The 20,310-nt window shown below is 74.1% G+C and carries 18 protein-coding genes; 8 read left to right on the forward strand and 10 right to left on the reverse strand.

From position 1 onward, the window contains the following. Positions 1-224 precede the first annotated feature (224 nt). Together purU and ACZ7LY_RS08350 are read right to left on the reverse strand one after the other, a co-directional pair. Entirely contained in the window at positions 225-1,100 is an 876-nt protein-coding gene (gene purU, locus ACZ7LY_RS08345) for a formyltetrahydrofolate deformylase (RefSeq protein WP_471623725.1), read from the reverse strand. A 124-nt stretch (positions 1,101-1,224) separates the two neighbouring features. Further along, on the reverse strand, positions 1,225-1,725 hold the full coding sequence (locus ACZ7LY_RS08350; protein ID WP_471623726.1) for an SCO4402 family protein: 501 nt from the start codon (positions 1,723-1,725) through the stop codon (positions 1,225-1,227). 117 nt (positions 1,726-1,842) lie between these two features. Between ACZ7LY_RS08350 and ACZ7LY_RS08355 the strand changes: the two genes are divergently transcribed. Continuing rightward, a complete protein-coding gene (locus ACZ7LY_RS08355) occupies positions 1,843-3,135 on the forward strand; it encodes an ABC transporter substrate-binding protein (protein ID WP_471623727.1) in 1,293 nt (430 codons plus the stop codon). Positions 3,136-3,175: 40 nt separating this feature from the next. Here the strand turns inward: ACZ7LY_RS08355 and ACZ7LY_RS08360 are convergent, their stop codons facing one another. The 3 genes from ACZ7LY_RS08360 to ACZ7LY_RS08370 form a co-directional block, all read right to left on the reverse strand. Then, positions 3,176-3,553: a nuclear transport factor 2 family protein gene (locus ACZ7LY_RS08360; RefSeq protein ID WP_471623728.1), complete on the reverse strand. Its 378-nt coding sequence runs from the start codon at positions 3,551-3,553 to the stop codon at positions 3,176-3,178. A gap of 86 nt (positions 3,554-3,639) precedes the next feature. Next, on the reverse strand, positions 3,640-5,256 hold the full coding sequence (locus tag ACZ7LY_RS08365; protein ID WP_471623729.1) for a hypothetical protein: 1,617 nt from the start codon (positions 5,254-5,256) through the stop codon (positions 3,640-3,642). 166 nt (positions 5,257-5,422) lie between these two features. Continuing rightward, positions 5,423-6,808: a transcriptional regulator gene (locus tag ACZ7LY_RS08370; protein WP_471623730.1), complete on the reverse strand. Its 1,386-nt coding sequence runs from the start codon at positions 6,806-6,808 to the stop codon at positions 5,423-5,425. Between the two features lie 317 nt (positions 6,809-7,125). On the opposite strand from ACZ7LY_RS08370, the gene ACZ7LY_RS08375 reads away from it, so the two are divergent. From ACZ7LY_RS08375 to ACZ7LY_RS08385, 3 genes are all read left to right on the forward strand, one after another. Next, positions 7,126-7,812, forward strand: coding sequence for a bifunctional DNA primase/polymerase (locus tag ACZ7LY_RS08375; RefSeq protein WP_471623731.1), 687 nt, complete (start codon positions 7,126-7,128; stop codon positions 7,810-7,812). 91 nt (positions 7,813-7,903) lie between these two features. Next, positions 7,904-8,809 carry an ABC transporter ATP-binding protein gene (locus ACZ7LY_RS08380; protein WP_471623732.1) on the forward strand — a complete coding sequence of 302 codons (906 nt, stop codon included), beginning with the start codon at positions 7,904-7,906 and terminating at the stop codon, positions 8,807-8,809. After that, positions 8,806-10,470 (forward strand): transporter, encoded by a 1,665-nt coding sequence (locus ACZ7LY_RS08385; RefSeq protein ID WP_471623733.1) that lies wholly within the window; start codon positions 8,806-8,808, stop codon positions 10,468-10,470. The genes ACZ7LY_RS08380 and ACZ7LY_RS08385 overlap by 4 nt, the downstream gene beginning before the upstream one ends. A gap of 336 nt (positions 10,471-10,806) precedes the next feature. On the opposite strand, the gene ACZ7LY_RS08390 is transcribed toward ACZ7LY_RS08385, so the two are convergent. Then, on the reverse strand, positions 10,807-11,331 hold the full coding sequence (locus ACZ7LY_RS08390) for a DinB family protein (RefSeq protein ID WP_471623734.1): 525 nt from the start codon (positions 11,329-11,331) through the stop codon (positions 10,807-10,809). A gap of 127 nt (positions 11,332-11,458) precedes the next feature. On the opposite strand from ACZ7LY_RS08390, the gene ACZ7LY_RS08395 reads away from it, so the two are divergent. Further along, positions 11,459-12,835: a PAS domain-containing protein gene (locus ACZ7LY_RS08395; RefSeq protein ID WP_471623735.1), complete on the forward strand. Its 1,377-nt coding sequence runs from the start codon at positions 11,459-11,461 to the stop codon at positions 12,833-12,835. A gap of 542 nt (positions 12,836-13,377) precedes the next feature. Here the strand turns inward: ACZ7LY_RS08395 and ACZ7LY_RS08400 are convergent. After that, a complete protein-coding gene (locus ACZ7LY_RS08400) occupies positions 13,378-14,142 on the reverse strand; it encodes an SIS domain-containing protein (protein WP_471623736.1) in 765 nt (254 codons plus the stop codon). A 227-nt stretch (positions 14,143-14,369) separates the two neighbouring features. Here ACZ7LY_RS08400 and ACZ7LY_RS08405 point away from each other — a divergent pair, with 227 nt between their 5' ends. Both ACZ7LY_RS08405 and ACZ7LY_RS08410 read left to right on the forward strand, forming a co-directional pair. Beyond that, the gene (locus tag ACZ7LY_RS08405) at positions 14,370-15,062 is read left to right on the forward strand and encodes a metal-dependent transcriptional regulator (RefSeq protein ID WP_471623737.1); all 693 of its coding nucleotides are present in this window, start codon (positions 14,370-14,372) and stop codon (positions 15,060-15,062) included. 679 nt (positions 15,063-15,741) lie between these two features. Continuing rightward, complete coding sequence (locus ACZ7LY_RS08410) at positions 15,742-16,605, forward strand: alpha/beta fold hydrolase (protein ID WP_471623738.1); 864 nt, start codon at positions 15,742-15,744, stop codon at positions 16,603-16,605. Positions 16,606-16,620: 15 nt separating this feature from the next. Here the strand turns inward: ACZ7LY_RS08410 and pdxH are convergent, their stop codons facing one another. After that, a complete protein-coding gene (pdxH, locus tag ACZ7LY_RS08415; protein WP_471623854.1) occupies positions 16,621-17,256 on the reverse strand; it encodes a pyridoxamine 5'-phosphate oxidase in 636 nt (211 codons plus the stop codon). 310 nt (positions 17,257-17,566) lie between these two features. Between pdxH and ACZ7LY_RS08420 the strand changes: the two genes are divergently transcribed. Further along, positions 17,567-18,643, forward strand: coding sequence for a citrate synthase 2 (locus tag ACZ7LY_RS08420; RefSeq protein ID WP_471623739.1), 1,077 nt, complete (start codon positions 17,567-17,569; stop codon positions 18,641-18,643). Positions 18,644-18,973: 330 nt separating this feature from the next. Here the strand turns inward: ACZ7LY_RS08420 and ACZ7LY_RS08425 are convergent, their stop codons facing one another. Then, a complete protein-coding gene (locus tag ACZ7LY_RS08425; protein WP_471623740.1) occupies positions 18,974-19,570 on the reverse strand; it encodes a TetR/AcrR family transcriptional regulator in 597 nt (198 codons plus the stop codon). Then, positions 19,558-20,310, reverse strand: coding sequence for an enoyl-CoA hydratase family protein (locus tag ACZ7LY_RS08430; RefSeq protein WP_471623741.1), 753 nt, complete (start codon positions 20,308-20,310; stop codon positions 19,558-19,560). The genes ACZ7LY_RS08425 and ACZ7LY_RS08430 overlap by 13 nt, the downstream gene beginning before the upstream one ends.

Here is a 20,310-nt window from a genome sequence, read left to right on the forward strand (position 1 = left end):
GGGGCCAGCACGCCAGGGCCCCGGGCCGGAGGCCAGGAGTTGACGCTCAGGTCAGCCCCGTAAGGGGCGCGGGGAACTGCGCGAGAAGCCCCACCGGAGCCGCACCCGAGGTACAACGATCACGCACCCGGCACCGGAGCCGCACCCGAGGCACAACGATCACGCACCCGGCACCGGAGCCGCACCCGAGGCGAGACCTCCACCCACCCGGCAAGGGACCCCCGTTACGCGAAGATCACCGTGCGATGCCCGTTCAGGAGGATGCGACGTTCCGCATGCCACTTGACCGCCCGGGCCAGCGCCGCACACTCCACATCCCGCCCGATGGCGACGAGCTGATCCGGCGTGACGTCGTGCCCGACCCGCTCGACCTCCTGCTCGATGATCGGCCCCTCGTCGAGGTCCGCGGTGACATAGTGCGCCGTCGCCCCGATCAGCTTGACGCCCCGCGCATGCGCCTGGTGATACGGCTTCGCGCCCTTGAAGCTCGGCAGGAACGAGTGGTGGATGTTGATGATCCGCCCGCTGAGCTGCTGGCACAGGTCGTCGGAGAGCACCTGCATGTACCGGGCGAGGACGACCAGCTCGACGCCCTCCGCGCGGACCAGCTCCAGCAGCCGCGCCTCGGCGTCCGCCTTCGTGTCCTTCGTCACCGGGATGTGGTGGAAGGGGATGTCGTAGGAGGCGACCAGCTCGGCGAAGTCCGTGTGGTTGGAGACGACGGCCGCGATGTCGACGGGCAGCGCCCCGATCCGCGTCCGGAACAGCAGGTCGTTCAGGCAGTGCCCGAACTTGCTGACCATGAGCACGACCCGTACCCGCTCGGAGGCCCGGTGGATCTGCCAGTCCATCTTGAACGAGTCGCCGATCGCCGCGAAGCTCGCCCGCAGTTTCTCCACGCTGACCGGCGCGTCCGCGCTGAAGTGCACCCGCATGAAGAACAGACCGGTGTCGTGGTCGCCGAACTGCTGGCTGTCCTCGATGTTGCACCCGGTCATGAACAGGTAGCTGGACACCGCGTGCACGATGCCCTGCTTGTCGGGGCAGGAGAGGGTGAGGACGTACTGCTCGGGGCCGGTGGCGGCGGACTGCTCGTTCATGCGGAAAAGGTTCGCACACCGAGGGCGCCGCGGGCCGCCGCGTCCCGGGTACCGGACAGCGCCGGGAGACCGCGAACCCCGCGAGAATCCCGCCGCGCGGCCCTACGCAGCCGCCTGCGCGCCCCTACGCGGCCCGCGTCATGATGCGCAGCACTTCGAGGGTGCGCGGCGCCGTGTCGGGGTCCTCGCCGTCGCTCGTGGCGAGCCGCACGTGCGCGTCGCGCGCCGCCTGCACCGCGTCGGGCCAGCCGGGGTGGTCGAGGTAGGCGGAGACCGGCGCGTCCGGGCCGACCTGGTGCATGATCCGCAGCACGCGCAGCACGGCGGAGTCGACGAGCGCGGCCTCCTGCGAGTCGCGGAAGATCGTGCCGACGTACTTCTCGGCGGACCAGTTGTCGAGCCAGGTGTCCTCGACAAGGCGGTACACGGCGTCGGTGACGTCCCCGTAGCCGTCCACACCCGCGAGCCATACGTCCCGCTGGAACGCGGGGTCGGAGAGCATGTGCAGCGCGGAGCGCACGTTGCTGCGCCAGCGCCACCACGGCATGTCGTTGAGTGGCATGCCGCCCATCCTCGTGGAGCGACGGCCACGGCGGGAAGAGTTCTCCGAGCTTTGCACGGTCATCGATCGTACGTCCCGCGCCGGGCCGCCGGGCCGGGCCCCCGTAATTCACCTCCACGTCACCACGCGTTGAGCGCGGGTCACTCCACGGTTAGGCATGCGGCGGAATCGTGCAGGTCCATGACCGGCCGGCGCCTGCTCCCCCCGATTCCGCTCCCCCGCATCCGCCTGACCCGCGCGCTGCGGGCGGCCGCCGTCATCACCGGCGCCGCCCTCGTCGCGGGCTGCGGGCTGGTCCCTGGCGCCACGGGGGGCGCCAGGGACCGGCCGATCACCGTGATGACGTGGGCGCCGGAGCAGACCGACGCGACGAACATGCCCGGCATGCCCGCCACGGCCCGTGCGTACGCCCGCTGGGTCAACGCCCACGGCGGCCTCGCCGGACACCGGCTGAACGTCGTGACCTGCAACGACCACAACGACAGCGTGGACGCGGCCCGCTGCGCCCGCGCCGCCGTCGACCAGGGCGTCGTCGCCGTCGTCGGCTCCTACAGCCAGCACGGGCGCGCGTTCCTGTCGCCGCTGGAGTCGGCGGGCATCCCCTACATAGGCGGGTACGGGATCAGCGACGCGGAGTTCACGAGCCCGCTGTCCTACCCGGTCAACGGCGGGCAGGCCGCGCTCCTCGCCGGCAACGGCGAACAGCTCTCGGCGACCTGCTCCCGCACGGTCCTCGTCCGCCCCGACACCATCGCGGGCGACGGTCTCGCGCCGCTGCTCACAGCGGGCCTCGGGCTGCGCGGGCGGCCCTCCGCGACCGATCTGCGGGCCGCCGAGGACGCCACCGACTACGCGGCGCAGGCCCGGCAGGCGCTGGCGGCGGCGAGCGCGGCCCCGGCCGGCGGCGGCTGTGTCGCGGCGGCGCTCGGGGCCCGTACGGACACGTTCTTCGACTCGTTCCGGCGGCTGCGCGCCGAGTATCCGGCGGTGCGCACCTCGACCGTCCTCGGCAGCGTCGACCAGACGGTCATCAACCGTACGGGCGGTGCGGGCGGCCCGTACGAGGGCGCGTACGTCACCGGCTGGTACCCGGCGGCCGACGACGCGCGGTGGAAGCCGATGCGGCGGGCGCTGACGGAGCAGGCGTTCGACGACAACCGGATCGACCCGGCGGACGCGGGCGTGCAGACGACGTGGATCGCGTACACGGTGCTGCGGCAGGTCGTCGCGTCGCTCGACGGCGGCGAGGTGAGCGCGCGCACGGTCCGCCGGGCGCTCGACAAGGGCACCCGGGTCACGACCGGCGGCCTGACCCCGCCGCTGCGCTGGGGCTACGACCACATGTCGGCGGCCGGTGACTTCCCCCGCCTGGTCAACGCCCGGGTCACCTTCCAGAAGGTCCGGCACGGCCGTCTCGTGGCGACCCGCAGGGAAGCGGTCGACGTGACGGCCACGCTGGCCCGGGTCCGCTAGTACCTCTGGTAGTACCTCTGGCGGGGGCGCCCGCGCGGGGTCAGCGGGCGGTGGGGCCGATCTCCCCCGCGAACACGATGATCTGGTCGATGAGGCTGCGCCGCAGATGGACGACGTCCGTGCCGGCCAGCCGCGGCCCGCCGTCCGGGGTGGTGAACACCCACTGGTAGCGGGCCCATTCGTCCGGCATGTCCACCGCAGAGCAGCGCACCATCGTGCCGGTGCCCGCCGGGTGGCGGCGGATGTCCCGTACGAACCGCTCGACCGCCGCGATGCCCTCGCTGCGGCCCAGCGGCCCCCAGAACACCACGTCTGTGGTGAGGGCCTGGGAGAGCAGATCGGTCACGTAGTTGTCGTCCGAGGCGTTGAACGCCGAGATGAACGTGTCGATCGCGGACCGTGCAATCTCTTCCGTCATGCCCCAGTAATACCAGTCACGCCGGGGCGCGCCGGTCGGAGCCGGACGCCGGTCGGAGCCGGACGGTGGTCGGAGCCGGACGGTGATCAGAGCTGGACGGCTGAGCGCTGGGTCAGGCCGTACTTGCCGGCGATGGCGTTCCACAGCTTGGCGGCGCGGGCCTTCTGGGCGGAGGCGGTGCCGCTGGCGCGGTCGCCGAGGCGGCGCTCCTGGGTGGGGCGGGCGTGGCCCTTGTGGCAGCCGCGGTGGCCGCCGACCTGGTCGCCCCAGGCCGCGTAGTGGCTGTCGGCGGACGCGGACGCCTTCCAGGCGCGGGTCAGGGCGTCCTTGAGGGCGGCGTTGTCGGGGAGCTTGTCGACGGCGAGGCCGTTGAGCCGGGTGACGAGGTTGTCGCGCTGGGTCGCCGCGTCGCGCAGGTCCTTGGAGGACTGCGAGAGCTGCTTGCAGCCGCCGATGTTGGCGACGGCGGCGACGACCGAGGAGCGGCTGTTGTTGGAGTCGCCGAGCAGCTTGTCGAGGGCGACGGCCTGCGCGCGCACCGGGTCGGGCGCAGGGGACGGGCTCTGCGAGCCGGCCGGCGAGGAGTCGGAGACGGTCTTGGTCTGGTCGGCCTTCTTGTCGTCGTCCCCGCCGCCGCCGATCAAAGCGCCCGCGCCGATGCCGAGGACGAGGATGCCGACACCGACGGCCGCGATCAGCGGCGCCTTGGAGCCGGTACGGGACTTGCCGCGCCGGGCCGGTGCGGGCTCGTAGCCCTGCGGGGTCACGGGCGGTACGTGACCGCCGCCGCCGGGGCCGCCGGGGGCGGGCGCCTGCGGGTCGAAACGGGGCATCTGCTGCGTGGAGGCGGCCGGAGTCTCGGGTTCCGTGCGGAAGAGGGCGTCGAACTCCGCGGGAGGCTGCCGCTCGCCCGGGGTGCCCGGCCGGATGTCGTACGGCTGGGCCGGGGCCTGCGCCTGGGCCTGCGGCTGGGCGGGCACCGGGGGTATGTACTGCGTGGCCTCGCTGTCGGGACCGCCGGGGATGGCCTCGGGCAGCGCCCCTGGCAGCGGCCCGCCCGGCGTCCGGCCGAGGAACTGCGTGGCGTCCGCGACCGGCGCCTCCGGCGGCAGCGCGCCCGGCGTCGGCGGCTGGTGCGGGAACTGGTCCTGGTGCTGATGCTGGGCCGGGGCCGGGGCCTGGGCCTGGTGGCGCGGCTGGTGCTGAGGCTGCGGCTGTTGCTGGGGCTGGGCGGGCACGGGCGCGATGTACTGCGTGGCGTCGCCGTCGTACCCGCCTGGGGCCGCGCCGGGCGCCGGCAGCGGCTGCGCCTGCGCCTGCGCGGGACCGGGCCCGGTGCCGTACGCGCCGCCGTCGTAGCCGCCCCCCTCGTACGCGCCGCCGTAGGGACCGGCGTAGGGCTCGGGCTCCTGGGCGGGGGGCATCGGCGCGGGCTGCCCGTAGGCGGGGCCCTGCTGCCCCGCGTTCTGGTCCCACTCGTAGGACGGCATCGGGCCCGCGTCCTGCGTCTGCTGCGACTGCGGGCCCCACGGCCGGCCCCAGGGCGTGGCGCCCGCGGGGCCCTGCTGGTCGCCGAACGTGCCCGGCAGCAGCGGTTCGCCGCCGTCGGCGGGCAGCACGACGCCTTCGTGCGCCGGGCGTGCCTGCGGAGGGTGCGCGTCACCCTGACCGCCGTGGCCGCTCTGTCCGCTCTGCTGCGTCACCGGGACTCCTACGTATGGGGGACCTTCGGAATCGTCGGCTCACGCTACCGGGTCCTCGCACGCCCGTGCTACGCAGCTCAAAACCGGGGAGCCTCCCCCGTGACAGGAGTAACAAAACTGCCTGCGGCGACGCTGTTTCCCACCCCCCTGTGCGGCCCATGTCGGCTCAGGCCGCCTGGAGTTCGACGCGCGCGCCGAACTCGCGGACGACCGGCTCGTCGCGGAAGGGCGCGAGCCGCTCACGGAAGTCGTCGAGGTACTCGGCGCCCCGGCCGGAGCGGACCGTGCCGAGCAGTTCGACGGCCCGCGTACCGGTGTGGCACGCCTGCTCCACCTCGCGCTGCTGGACCTGCGCGGTGGCGAGGAGGACGAGATCGATGGCGCGGCGCCGGGTCCGGGACGGCGGGTGGCCCTCCAGGGCCTCCTGCGCCCAGCGGGCCGCCTCCCGGCCCTGGCCGAGGTCGCGGTGGCAGTGAGCGAGTTCGTCGGCGAGGTAGGCGTGGTCGAAGTGGGCGATCCAGGCCGGGTCGTCGCCGCTGTCGGGGCCGCCCGCCCGGTCCATCGCGGTGACGGCACTGCCGATCGCGTTCTGGGCGGCGCGCGCGTCCCCGAGGAGCGCGTGGCCGCGCGCTTCGGCGGCGTGGAACATGGCCTCCGCGCGCGGTGTGACGCGCCCGCGCGCCCCCTCCTGAGCCGCGCGGGCGAGCTGGGCGATCTCGCGCGGGTTGCCGAGCTGCGCCGCGAGGTGGCTCATGGACGCGGCGAGCACGTAACCGCCGTAGCCGCGGTCCCCCGCGGCCTGGGCGAGCCGCAGCGCCTGGATGTAGTAGCGCTGGGCGAGCCCTGGCTGGCCGGTGTCGACGGCCATGTACCCGGCGAGTTCGGTGAGGCGGGCGACCGCGGCGAACAGGTCCCGGCCCACGGCCTCCCGGTAGGAACCGGCGAGCAGCCCGCTGACCACGCTGTTGAGGTAGTGCACGAGCACGGGCCGCACATGCCCGCTGCCGTACTGGTGGTCGAGGTCGGTGAGGGCCTGGGTCATGGCCCGTACGGCGGCGACGTCCGGGAGGCCGACGCGGGGCCCGGCGCTGCGCGCGACCTGCGAGTCGGGGACCGAGATCAGCCAGTCCCTGCTGGGTTCGACGAGCGCGGAGGAGGCGACGGAGGAGCCGGACAGGAAGTCGCGGCGGCCCACGTCGCTGCGCCACAGCTCGCAGACCTGCTCGATGGCGCCGAGCACGGTCGGCGAGAAGTGGAGGCCGACGCCTGCGGCGAGGTTCTTGCCGTCGGCCATGCCGATCTCGTCGATGGTGACCGTGCGCCCGAGCTTGCGGCCGAGCGCCTCCGCGATGATGCCGGGGGCCCGGCCGCGCGGCTGCTGCCCGCGCAGCCAGCGGGCCACGGAGGTCTTGTCGTAGCGCAGGTCGAGGCCGTGCTCGGCCCCGCACATGTTGACCCTGCGGGCCAGGCCCGCGTTGGAGCAGCCGGCCTCCTGGATGAGCGCCTGCAGCCGTTCGTTGGGCTGTCGCGCGACGAGTGGCCGTGCGGCCATGGCGTACCCCCTGCTGTGCCCGTCCGGGTGTCGACTGCCGTGCGGCAGCCGGTGGTTGGATCACTGCCCTGGGAACAAAGGGAAAATGCGCGGAAGATGCACACAAACGGGTACTCGTCCGGTTCCCCGGGCGGGTCCCGGACGCGCCGCCGGCCCTCCGCCGTCCTCGTCCCTCCGGGGCCCTACCCACCGCCGGCGGCCGTCTCGCACGCGCGCCCCCACCCATGCACCCATGCGCCCCACAAGCGGGAACGATGCCCCCGTACCGCCCGTACGTGCGCCCGTAACCCCAGCTTGCGGCGGGAGTTGAGAACGTCGTGGAAGAGACCATCGCAGGCACCCAGGACGTCACCTCACCCCTCACCGCGACCGGACAGATCCCGCAGCAGCGCGGCGAGTCCCTCCTCGACACAGCCGTGCGCTACGCGGAGGAACGGCACTGGGACGTGTTCCCTGGCACCTGGCTGGAGTTCGAGGACGGGGCGCAGCGCTGCTCGTGCGAGGACCCCGCGTGCGCCCTCCCCGGCGCACACCCGGCGCGTCCCGACTGGGCGACGCAGGCCACCGGCAGCGCGACCGTCGCCCGCCGCCTGTGGACCAAGCAGCCCCGCGCGTCGATCCTGCTGCCGACCGGGCGCACCTTCGACGCCATCGACGTCCCCGAGACCGCCGGGTTCCTGGCGCTCGCCCGCATGGAGCGCATGGAGCTGACGCTCGGCCCGGTCACCTGCACCCCGGACCGGCGCATGCAGTTCTTCGTGCTGCCCGGCGCCACCGCCAAGGTGCCCGACCTCGTACGCAAGCTCGGCTGGCCGCCCGCCGCCCTCGACCTGATGGCGCTCGGTGAGGGCGCGTACGTGGCCGCGCCGCCGACCCGGTTCGGCAGCCGGGGCGCCGTGCAGTGGGCGTGCCGCCCCACCCCCGCCAACCGCTGGCTGCCCGACGCCGAGGAGCTGATCTCGCCGCTCGCCTACGCGTGCGGGCGCGAGGGCCGCCGCCCGTAGGACAGGCCGTAGCCCGGGGCCCTTCGCGCGCGGGCGGCGCGGAAGCCCGCCGACGTATCGTGCCAAGACGCACGACGACGAAAGGGCGGGCATGGTCGACGGGGTGAACGGGGACGGCGGGGAGACCGGGGACGGCGGGGAGACCGGCGGCGGGCACACGGGGCCCGGGCGGAGCGTGCCGCCCGGCGAGAGCGTGCCGCCCGGTGAGAGCGCGGCCGTGGGCGGCGAGAGCGCGGCCGTGCGCGTCGAGGATCTGTGGAAGGCGTTCGGGCCGCAGACCGCGGTCGCCGGCGTGGACCTGACGCTGCCGGCGGGCCGTTTCATCGGCCTCGTCGGCCCCAACGGCGCGGGCAAGACCACCACCTTGTCCATGGTGACCGGGCTGCTGCGCCCCGACCGGGGCACCGTGCGCGTCGCCGGCCACGACGTGTGGGCCGATCCCGCCGAGGTCAAGGCCCGCATCGGTGTGCTGCCCGAGGGGCTGCGCCTGTTCGAGCGGCTGTCGGGGCGCGAACTGCTCGCGTACACCGGCCGGTTGCGCGGGCTGCCCGGCGCCGAGGTCGACAAGCGGGCCGCGCAGCTCCTCGACGTACTCGACCTCGGGCCCTCCGCCGACAAGCTCGTCGTCGACTACTCGACCGGCATGCGCAAGAAGATCGGCCTGGCCGCCGCCCTGCTGCACAACCCCGAAGTGCTGTTCCTCGACGAGCCGTTCGAGGGCGTCGACCCGGTCTCCGCGCAGACCATCCGGGGCGTGCTCGAACGCTTCACGCGCTCCGGCGCCACCGTCGTCTTCTCCTCGCACGTCATGGAACTCGTCGAATCGCTGTGCGACTGGGTCGCCGTCATGGCCGCCGGACGCATCCGCGCGCAGGGCCCCACCGCCGAGGTGCGAGGCGGCGCCGCCTCGCTCCAGGAGGCGTTCCTCGGGCTCGTGGGCGCGCAGGAACGCGGCGACGACGGCGTCCTCGACTGGCTGGGCGGCGGCCGGCGATGAGCGAGAGCGCCCCGCAGACCGTGCGCCCCGGCGCGCTCGGCACCCCGCAGACCGCCTCCGCCGCGCGCCCCGCCGAGCCCCTCACCAAGACCTTCGTCCGCCTCAAGCTGGCGCTGCTGCGAGGCGGGCTGCGCCAGTCCGCCGGGCGGCGCGCCGCCTATGTGGCATCCGCCGTGGTCGCGCTGCTCGTCGCCGCAGGCCAGCTCATCGGGCTCGTCCTGCTGCACGGCCGCCCCGAGGCGCCGGTCGTCGGCGTACTGCTGCCGGCGGTGCTCGCCGTCGGCTGGGCCGTGCTCCCCCTGTTCTTCCCGAGCGGCGACGAGACCCTCGACCCGACCCGTCTCGTCATGCTCCCGCTGCGCCCCGACCCGCTCGTACGGGCCCTGCTCGTCGCCTCCTTGGTGGGCATCGGGCCGCTGTTCACGCTGACGCTGATCGGCGGCAGCGCCTACGCCGTCGCGCGCGGTGCGGGCGGCGCGGTCGTCGCCGTGGTCGCCGTGCCGCTCGCCGTGCTGACGTGCGTGGCGCTGGCGCGGGCCGTCGCCGCCGCCAACACCCGGCTGCTGACCAGCCGCAAGGGCCGCGATCTGGCCGTCCTCAGCGGGCTCGTCGTCGCCATCGGCGCGCAGCTCGTCAACTTCGGGGCGCAGCGCCTCGGCGCGGCGGGCGGGATCAGCGCCCTGGAGCCGGTCACCGACGTGCTGCGCTGGGTGCCGCCCGCGTCCGCCGTCGCCGCCGTCGACGCGGCCGGGCACGGCGACTGGGGGCGGGCCCTTACGCAACTCGCCCTGTGCGCGGGCGCGGCGGTGGCCGTCGTCGCCCTGTGGCGGCGCTCCCTGGTCCGCCTGATGACCAGCCCCGACAGCTCGACCGTGCGGGCCGCCGAACCGTCCCGGCGGCGCGCCCGGCGCGGGGCGCGGGGGACGCGGCTGCTGCCCGGCGGGCGCACCGGCACGGTCATGGAGCGCGGGCTGCGCTACATCTGGCGCGACCCGAAGACCAAGGCGGCGTGGATCACGTCGCTGGCGATCGGCCTGATCGTGCCCGTCTTCAACGCCCTCCAGGGCACCGGCTCGGTGTACTTCGCGTGCTTCGCCGCCGGGATGCTCGGCGTGCAGATGTACAACCAGTTCGGGCAGGACACGTCCGCGTTCTGGATGGTCGCGCTGACCATCGCCTCTCCCCGGGACGCGTACGTGGAACTGCGTGCCCGCGCGCTCGCGCTGCTGGTGATCACTCTCCCGTACACGGTCCTCGTCACGGTCGTCACGACGGCGATGCTGGGCGCGTGGGCGGATCTGCCGGAGGTGCTGGGGCTCGGGTTCGCGCTGCTGGGGGCGATGCTGGCGACGGGCGCGTGGACCTCGGCGCGCTTCCCGTACTCGATCCCGCAGGAGGGCTACAAGAACGTGGCGCCTGGGCAGGCGGGTCTCGCCTGGATCTCGATCTTCGGCGGGATGGTCGCGGCGGCGCTGCTGTGCGCCCCGGTCCTCGCGCTCACGGTGACGCTGCACGCGACGGGCTCGGCCGCGTACACGTGGACGCTGCTGCCGGTCGGCGCGGCCTACGGCGCCGGCGTCACGCTGCTCGGGCTGCGGCTCGCGGCGCCGCGCGCGGCGGCCCGGCTGCCGGAGATCCTCACGGCGGTCAGCAAGGGGTGACGTGTCCCGGGCGCGCGGACGGGGAGGGCGCGCGCGGACGCGGACGACCCGCGAGCCGTGGTTCCTTCCGCGCCAGGGCGGTCGGAAGCCGGCCGGACGTACCGGCGGCTCGCGGGTCGGGTGACTGCTCGGGACTGGGCCGGCTGCGCGCATGTCGCACGCGCGGGTCCGGCGCCGAATGGGAGATGCGACGACGGGCCGCTAGCCCGCAGTCACCTCACGCGTCCGGTTTCCATACATCTGCCGAACCACCTCCCTTCTCGTGTGCGCACCACCCTAGGAAGGCGCCCGGAGGCGTTCAACCGGTTTTTCCGTACGGGATGGAAGCGGGCCCGGCTACGCGCCGACCGTTCCGTCGATCGCCTCGCGCAGCAGGTCGGCGTGGCCGTTGTGACGGGCGTACTCCTCGATGAGGTGGGTGAGGATCCAGCGGTGCGAGACCGTCGGGGAGCCCGCGTGGGCGGCTTCCTGCGGGGAGAGCGTGCCGGGCGCGTCCAGGGGCGTCGCGGCGCTCACCTCGCGCGCGTGGACGACTTCCGCGCGCCACTGGGCGAGCGCGGCGGGCAGGTCGCGGTCGGCGGTGAGCGTGAAGGAACCGGGCTGTCCCGGCTCGGCGGCGGGCACGTCCGCGCCGCCCAGGATGCGGCGGAACCAGTTGCGTTCCACCTCGGCGAGGTGCTGGACGAGGCCCAGCAGGGTCAGCTCCGAGGTGGGGACGGCGGCGCGGCGGGCCTGCTCGTCGGTGAGGTTCGCGCACTTGAGCGCCAGGGTCTCGCGGTGGAAGTCCAGCCAGCCGCTCAGGGTGGCGCGTTCGTCGGTGTGCGGTGCGGGGACGGGGCGGCCGTCCGGTGTGGTGGTCATGACTGCATGCTGGGGGTGTTGGGGTCGACCGTTTGCTTCGAGTTGCGGGAACTGCCTGTGGGATGCGTCACGTTCGAGTTGAATGATCGGGACAGGACGCGCCCACACAGCCTGCGGGGGGTGCCAGGTGAGTGCTTCACGGCGTAGTGGGACGACCGACGCGCTGGGGCCCGACGAGCCGGACCGCGCCGGTCCGGACGGGGCCGATCTGCTGGCCGCGCTGCTCGACGGGATGGACGCGGCCCTGTGCGCCTTCGACGCCGACGGCGTCGTGACGCACTGGAACCGCGAGGCCGAGCGTGTCCTCGGCTGGACGGCGGCGGAGGCCGTGGGGCGGCGCGGGTTCGCCGGCTGGGCCGTGCGGACCGCCGACGCGGGCGAGGTCGAGGACCGGCTGCTCGCGGCGATGCGGGCGCCGGGCCGGCAGGTCCACGAGTTCGCGCTCGTCACCAAGGACGGCGGGCGCGTCCTCGTACGCATGCAGTCGGCGGCCGTGCGCGGGCCCGGCGGGGCGGCGGCCGGGGTGTACTGCGCGTTCAGCGAGGTGCACGCGCAGATCGACCTGGAGCGGTCCATCGCGCTCAGCGAGGCGCTGCTCGAGGACGCCGCGTGGGGGGTCGTCCTGGTCGACGCCGACCTGCGGCCCGCCGTGGTCAACGAGCACGCCGCCCGCGCCCTCGGCTCCGGCCGCGCCACCGTCCTCGGCCGCCCGCTCGGCGACCTCGTCGGGCAGGGCGTGGAGGAGCTGGAGGGCGCCCTCGCGCATGTGCTCGGGGAAGGCGCGCCGCCCGCCCCGGCCGAGATCTGGGTGACGCTGCGCGCGGGCGCCTCCGAGGAGGGCGGGGGTGAACGGCGGTGCTGGCGCAGCGGTTTCGTGCGGCTCGCCTCGCCGCTGACGGAGGAGCCGGTGCCGCTCGGGGTGGCGTGGCTGTTCCAGGACGTGACGGAGGCGAAGCGGGCCGAGCAGGACGCGGCGCGGCTGCGGTTCCGCGCGCACCAGTTGCACCGGGCGGCCCGGGCGGCCGCCGAGTGCGAGGATCCGGCCGAGGCGGCGACCGTCCAGCTCGACTTCGCGCTGGCCGGGTTCGCGGATCACGCGGTGCTCGACCTGCTCGTCTCGGAGGAGCCGCCGCGGCTCGTACGGGCCGCCGCCACGCCCTTCGGGGGGCCGGGGCCCAGCGCCCTCATCCCGGCGGCTCGCGGGGCGCTGCCGCTGCGGTACGAGGAGGCGCATCCGGCGGTGCGGTGTGTGTTGCGGGCGGGGTCGGTGCGGGCGGAGGCGCCGGGCGGCGGGGCCGGGGCCCGGTGGGCGGTGGAGCGGCAGTGGCCCGAGGGGTCGTTGTACGCGTTGTGCGCGGTGCTGCGGAGCCGGGGGCGGACCCTCGGGGTCGTCACGTTCTTGCGCGGGGCGAGTCGGGCGGCCTTCGAGCGGGGGGATGTGATGTACGCGGAGAGCGTGGCGGCGAGGGTCGCTTCCGCAGTGGATCTGGCGGGGGGCTCATAGAGGGACGGATGTTCCAACGGGGGCAGTTTTCCGGGACCCCCGGGTGCGTGACGGTCGTGGGTTCAGTCCAGCCCGGCGGGGCTTCCCGCGCAGTTCCCCGCGCCCCTGACGGGGCTGGTCTGAGCGCCCGCGCGCGGCCTCCGGCCCTGGGGCCATGGGGGCTGGCCTCGCCGCCAACTCCCAGCCCCTCCGGCGATTGAGGAGCGGGGGCTGGGGCGGAGCCCCAGAGTGCCGGGTGCGTCGTGGCCGAGCGCGCAGTTCCCCGCGCCCCTGACGGGGCTGCCAACTCAGGCACTTCTTCGGCGCCCGCCGCCTTGGGCAGTCTGCCGCCTGGGGCGGCACGGGTGGGCAAGGCGGCACCCAGCGCCGGGTCGGTGCACGTTGTGCGTCCAGTTCAGCCCCGGTGGGGCTTCTCGCGCAGTTCCCCGCGCCCCTGACTGGGCTTGTCTGAGCGCCCGCTCCTCAGCGGCCGGCGTTCCCGCGCCCCTGAGGGGGCTGGTCTGAGCGCCGGTCGATCAAGTGGGGCTGGTCCCCGGAGGGGGTTAGTGGTGGTAGAAGATTCTGTCGGCGTACTGGGTGAAGACCTGGGCGTTCCAGTCGTGGCCGCCGTCCACGTTCCCGGAGCGGAGAAGGGGCGGCTGAATCCCCCGGTCCGCAAGAGCCGCCGCACACGTGGCGAGCATCGCCTGCATGAGCGCACTGGTCGTCACCGTGGAGGCCGGCGCGAACGGCGCGTCCACCCCGTCATGGGTCAGCTCCGCGTCCCCCACGGCGATCTTGGAGTCGAGGACGACATCACAGTGGTCCCGCAAGAACGTCCCCGACACATGACGGGAACGCGGCGCGTCGGGCCCGCTCGCGTACGCCAGAGACGTGACGCCGATCACCTTGAGCCCGAGGGCGCGCGCGTTGAGCGCCATCTCGACGGGCAGCGCGTTGCGCCCGGACAGGGAGATGATCACGAGGGCGTCGCCCGCGCGGGCCGGCGAGGAGTCGAGGACGGCGGCGGCGAGCCCGTCGACCCGTTCGAGCGCGGAGCCGAGCGTCGCGGGCATGACGTCGACCCCGACGGCCCCGGGCACGGCCAGCAGGTTCATCAGGGCGAGACCGCCGGCGCGGTACACGACGTCCTGCGCGGCGAGCGAGGAGTGCCCCGCGCCGAAGGCGAACAGGCGCCCGCCGGAGGCCACCGTGTCGGCGAGCAGCGTGCCGGCCGCCGCGATGTTCGCCGTCTCCTCGTCACGGACCCGCTCCAGCAGGCCGATGGCGGCGTCGAGGTACTGCGTGGCCGGCTTGCTGTCGCTCATCGGCGTAGCCCCTTGCTGTGAGTGGTCGCGCGCTGTGTCGCGGATCACCGTGCGGTCTGGACCAGCGCCCTGTCAATACGGTGTCCGGGGGGCCGCGGGCCGCCGTTTCCCTGGTGCGGCACGGTTGTCAGCGGTATGCGTCAGAATTGGGTGCAGGGCCAGCGCACGAGCGCCGCGGCGAGCCAGCGGGGCCACTGCGGAGCTACAGAGCTACACGAGGGGCACGTATGTCCGGACTGATCGACACGACGGAGATGTACCTCCGCACCATCCTCGAGCTGGAGGAGGAAGGTGTGGTCCCCATGCGCGCCCGGATCGCCGAGCGGCTCGACCAGAGCGGCCCGACGGTCAGCCAGACCGTGGCCCGTATGGAGCGGGACGGCCTGGTCGCCGTCGCCGCCGACCGGCACCTGGAGCTGACCGAGGAGGGCCGGCGGCTGGCCACGCGCGTGATGCGCAAGCACCGGCTCGCCGAGTGCCTGCTCGTGGACGTGATCGGCCTGGAGTGGGAGCAGGTGCACGCGGAGGCGTGCCGCTGGGAGCACGTGATGAGTGAGGCCGTGGAGCGCCGCGTCCTCGAACTGCTGCGGCACCCGACGGAGTCCCCGTACGGGAATCCGATCCCGGGCCTCGAGGAGCTGGGCGAGAAGGACGGCGCGGACCCGTTCCTCGACGAGGGCATGGTCTCGCTCGCCGATCTGGAGGCGGGCCCCGATGGCAAGACCGTCGTCGTCCGGCGCATCGGTGAGCCGATCCAGACGGACGCGCAGCTCATGTACACGCTGCGGCGCGCGGGCGTGCAGCCCGGTTCGGTGGTCAGCGTGACGCGGTCGCCGGGCGGGGTCCTGGTGGGCAGCAGTGGTGAGGCGGCGGAGCTGGAGGCGGACATCGCCTCGCATGTCTTCGTGGCCAAGCGGTAGCGCGCGAGGGCGTCGGCGGCGGCCGGGCCGGGGGTCTTCCCCGGCCCGGCCGCCGTGTTTCCGGGAGGTTCCCGGTGGCGGGCCCCGCCGGGGGGGGGCACTCCGGCGCACTCGGGCGCACGCCCCGCCGAACCCCCGTTACGTGCGGGACAGTTGGGTTTTCTCCGCTCCGTCGACGCATCCGCACAAAATCGAAGATTCAGTGTGCGGAACCGCAGCGCCCGCGCGCTTCGCGTGCAAGGCTGTCGCGTGAGGCATATGACCGGAGGGGGCCAGGCATGGACCTGCCGTTCACGAGGCGGGGAGCGCGGGGGGCGCTCACCGCGCCGACGTGCGACGCCACGTGCGCCGTCACCGTCATCACCGTCATCACCGTCGGAACCGTCCGCACCGTCTGCGCGGCCTGGGCAGCAGAGGGCCCCGGCGCCTCGCGGCGCCGGGGCCTGTCCTCCCCTGTCGCGACCCGGAGCCCCGAGCTCCCAGGGTCGCCCCGTCGGACCGGTTTCCCCGAGCGGTCCGCCTCCCGATGAAGAGATCCCCTCGGCCGCGCCGGTCATTCCTGGAGGGGGGTCACTCGAATGAGGGGTGTTGCGGCCGAACGCCGAGTTTTCGAAAAAGAGTTCGATAATGTGCGCCGTACGGCGTTCACAGGAGTGACCACGAGGGGGTGGCAGGGGCTATGGCGCGGCGCATCGACGTGACCGGGGCGGGTGGGGCCCGGCTGGCCGCCTGGGAGTTCGCGGACCCGCCCAAGACGGGCGAGACCGGCCGGACGCCCGGCGTGCTGTTACTGCACGGTCTGATGGGCCGGGCGTCCCACTGGGCCGGCACGGCACGCTGGCTCGCCGAGCGGCACCGCGCGGTGGCGCTCGACCAGCGCGGGCACGGGCAGAGCGAGAAGCCGCCGCAGGGCCCGTTCGACCGGGAGGCGTACGTCCTCGACGCCGAGGCGGCCCTGGTGGAACTCGGGCTGGGCCCGGCGGTCCTCATCGGCCACGCCATGGGCGCGCTCACCGCGTGGCAGCTCGCCGCGCGCCGCCCCGACCTCGTCCGGGGGCTGGTCATCTGCGACATGCGGGCCTCGGCGCTCGGGGCGGCCTCGCAGCGGGAGTGGGAGGACTGGTTCGCGGCGTGGCCGCTGCCGTTCGCCACGCTGGCGGACGTGCGCAAGTGGTTCGGGGAGGACGACCCCTGGGCGGAGCGGCCGAACGCGGCACGCGGCGAGTTCTTCGCCGAGGTCATGACGGAGACCGCGGACGGCTGGCGGCCGGTCTTCTCGCGCGCCCAGATGCTCACGGCCCGCTCCACGTGGGTCCATGACGCGCACTGGGAGGAGCTGGCCGGGGTCCGCTGCCCGGCGCTCGTGGTCCGCGGCCTCGACGGGCAGCTCGGCCGGGCCGAGGCGCAGGAGATGGTACGGGTACTGCCGCGCGGGCAGTACGCGGAGGTCGCCGACGCGGGTCACCTGGTCCACTACGACCAGCCGGCGGCCTGGCGCGCGGCGGTCGAGCCGTTCCTGGACGAGGTGCTGACGCAGTCGTAGGGCGTGTCCGGGCGGTCAGGGGCTGAGGCGTTCCAGGTGCCAGTCCTGGGCGGCCCGGGTGTAGCGCAGGCGGTCGTGGAGGCGGTTCTCGCGGCCCTGCCAGAACTCGACGGTCTCGGGCGTGACCCGGTAGCCGCCCCAGTGCGGCGGCACCGGGACGTCCGTGCCCTCGGGGTGGCGGCGGCGCAATTCCTCGTACTCCGCGTCCAGTTCCCCGCGGTCCTCGATCACCGACGACTGGGCGCTGGCCCACGCGCCGAGCCGCGAGCCGTGCGGTCGGGTGCGGAAGTACGCCTCGGTCTCGGCGCGGGAGGTGCGCGCGGCGGTGCCCGTCACATGGACCTGGCGGCCGATCGGGTGCCAGGGGAAGAGGAGGGCGACGCGCGGATCGTGGTCGAGGTCGCGGGCCTTGCGGGAGCGGTAGTTGGTGTAGAAGACGAAGCCGGCTTCGTCGTACGACTTGAGCAGGACCGTGCGGGAGCTGGGGCGGCCGTCGGGGTCGACGGTGGAGACGACCATGGCGTTGGGCTCCGCGAGGCGCGGGCCCGCGGCGGCGGCCTCGGTGAACCAGCGGGTGAACTGCTCGACGGGATCGGCGGCCACGCCGGACTCGAGCAGGCCCCCGTCGAGGCGGCGGTAGGGCTCCCGCATGACGGCGGGGTCGGGGGTGCCGCGGTCGGGCGTGCGGTCGGGTTCTGCGCTCACGGCGTCATCCTGCCGTACGGCACCGCTCGACGGGCGGAGGCCCAGCTCATGGCACTGAGTGCCGCGAACTCTCGCCATTTGTGGCACTGAGGGTTATCGTCCAGGGGCCGAAGCGATGCTGAAACGGTTGGCCGATCGGTGGGGTGATCGCCTGCCGTACGGGGCATCACGGGTGTGACCGAACCGGAGCGCGAGCGGGAAGCCGCCGCGCATCCGCACCGACCAGCACTGTCCACGCAGCAGAGGGAGCCGCCTGATGTCCGACTTCGTACCCGGTCTTGAGGGAGTCGTCGCGTTCGAGACGGAGATCGCCGAGCCGGACAAGGAAGGCGGCGCGCTGCGCTACCGGGGCATCGACATCGAGGACCTCGTCGGCCACGTCTCCTTCGGGAACGTGTGGGGGCTCCTCGTCGACGGCGCCTTCGACCCGGGGCTGCCGCCCGCCGAGCCGTTCCCGATCCCCGTGCACTCCGGGGACATCCGCGTCGACGTACAGTCCGCGCTCGCCATGCTGGCGCCCGTGTGGGGGCTGAAGCCGCTGCTCGACATCGACGAGAAGCAGGCCAGGGACGACCTCGCGCGGGCCGCCGTCATGGCCCTGTCGTACGTAGCGCAGTCGGCGCGCGGGCAGGGGCTCGCGATGGTGCCGCAGCGGGAGATCGACAAGGCGGAGTCCGTCGTCGAGCGGTTCATGATCCGCTGGCGCGGGGAGCCCGACCCGAAGCATGTCGCCGCCGTCGACGCGTACTGGACGAGCGCGGCGGAGCACGGGATGAACGCCTCCACGTTCACCGCCCGCGTCATCGCCTCCACCGGGGCGGATGTCGCCGCGGCGCTGTCGGGAGCGGTCGGGGCGATGTCCGGGCCGCTGCACGGCGGGGCGCCGTCGCGGGTCCTCGGCATGATCGAGGAGATCGAGCGGACCGGGGACGCGGAGGGGTACGTCCGTAAGGCGCTGGACCAGGGTGAACGGCTGATGGGGTTCGGGCACCGGGTGTACCGGGCGGAAGATCCCCGGGCGCGGGTGCTGCGGCGTACGGCGCGGGAGTTGGGGGCGCCGCGGTTCGAGGTGGCGGAGGCGTTGGAGAAGGCGGCGCTGGCGGAGTTGCATGCGCGGCGGCCGGATCGGGTGCTTGCCACGAATGTGGAGTTCTGGGCGGCGATCGTGCTTGATTTCGCGGAGGTGCCGGCGCATATGTTCACGTCTATGTTCACGTGTGCGCGGACTGCGGGGTGGAGTGCGCATGTTCTTGAGCAGAAGCGGACGGGGCGGCTTGTGCGGCCCTCGGCACGATACGTGGGCCCCGGCCCCCGTTCCCCCCGCGACCTTTAGCTCCGCCGGCTGAGGGATTACGGGGATTCCCCGCGCCCCTCAGGTGAGTGGGTGGCTCCGGCCGGTGGGATTCCTCGACATTCGTCGTGGCTGATCGCGCAGTTCCCCGCGCCCCTGAGGAGTTCTCCGGGTGAGGCCCGCTGACCTGAACGTTGCGCAGTTCCCCGCGCCCCTGAGGAGCGGGGCTTCGCCCCGGCTCCCCAGGGGAGGAGGTGGCGACGCAGTCGCCCCTCCAGGGGCGCGGGGAACTGCGCGACCAGCCACCCACCCGGCGAAAGGTGAACGACAACCTCAGGGGGCAGCGCCCCGTCAGGGGCGCGGGGCCCGGAGTTACGGGTTAGGGCCGGATGAGGCCAAGGTCGCGTTCAGGAGGCGGGTCCATTCTTGGACCACCCTTGTGCGGCGCACCCCGTCATCCGTGAGGAGATTCGCAAGGCCGAGCCCCCTCGCCATGTCCAACAGCCCCTGCACGACCTCCCGTACGCCGGGAACCGACTCGTCCGCCCCAAGGAGCCGCACGGCGATCCGATGGGTCTCGCGCCCGACCCGCGCTTCGAGCTCCGCGACCCGCGCCCCGAGCGCCGGCTCGTTGGACGCGGCGACCCAGAGGTGGAGAGCCGCGCGGAACAGCGGTCCCGTATAGAGGTCGACGAGGGCGGCGACCGCCTCCGCCCTTCCCTCGGGCCGCAGTTCGCGCAGGGCGACGGAGCGTTCCTCGGCGACGTACTCGACGGCGGCCGTGAACAGGTCCTCCCGGGTCGGGAAGTGGTGCTGGGCCGCGCCCCGGGAGACCCCGGCGTGTTCGGCGACGACGGTGACGGTCGAGCCGGACCAGCCGCGCTCGGCGAGGCAGGCGACGGCGGACTCCAGGAGCCGCTGCCGTGTCGCGCGTGAGCGGTCCTGCTTGGGCGGTGTCAGAGCACCCATCCGGGGTCCCGTCGTTCGAGAAAGGCGGTCATCCCTTCGCGGGCCTGCTCGGAGGCGAACAGTCGCGCGGACAGCGCCGTCAGGGCCGCCGCGTCCCGGTCGAAGGCATCAAGGACCTTAGCCGTGAGCAGCCGTTTCGTCTCGGCCAGCCCCTGCGGGGACGCCCGCCGCAGCCCGTCGAGCACCGGCGCGAGGGTGTCGGCGTCGAGGTCGTCGCCGGGGTCCGCGGCCGCCGTGAGGAGCCCGCAGCGGGCCGCCCGCGCCGCGTCGAAGCGCTCACCGGTGAGCCAGTACCGGCGGGCGGCGGACGGGTCGAGCCGGTGCAGCAGCGGCAGGGAGATGACGGCGGGCGCGACCCCGATGCGTACCTCCGTGAACGCGAACGTGGACGCCGCCGACGCCACCGCGATGTCGCACGCCCCCAGCAGCCCGAGCCCCCCGGCCCGCACATGCCCGTCGACGCGCCCCACGACCGGCTTGGGCAGCGCCACGACGGCCCGCAGCAGCGCGACGAGCGCGTCGGGGTGCGGCGGGTCGGAGAGGTCGGCGCCCGCGCTGAACGTGTTCCCCGTGTGCGTGAGGACCACGGCCCGCACCTCCGGGTCCTCCCCCGCCCGGCGCAGCCGCTCCGCCAGCTCGGCGACGAGCGCGGCGGACAGGGCGTTGCGGCGCGGCGCGTCCAGGGTGAGGGTGGCGACGCCGCGGGTGAGGGCGTGGCGGACCAGGGGCTCGTCGGGCAC

The organism is Streptomyces sp. NPDC107550 (genome assembly GCF_055639095.1).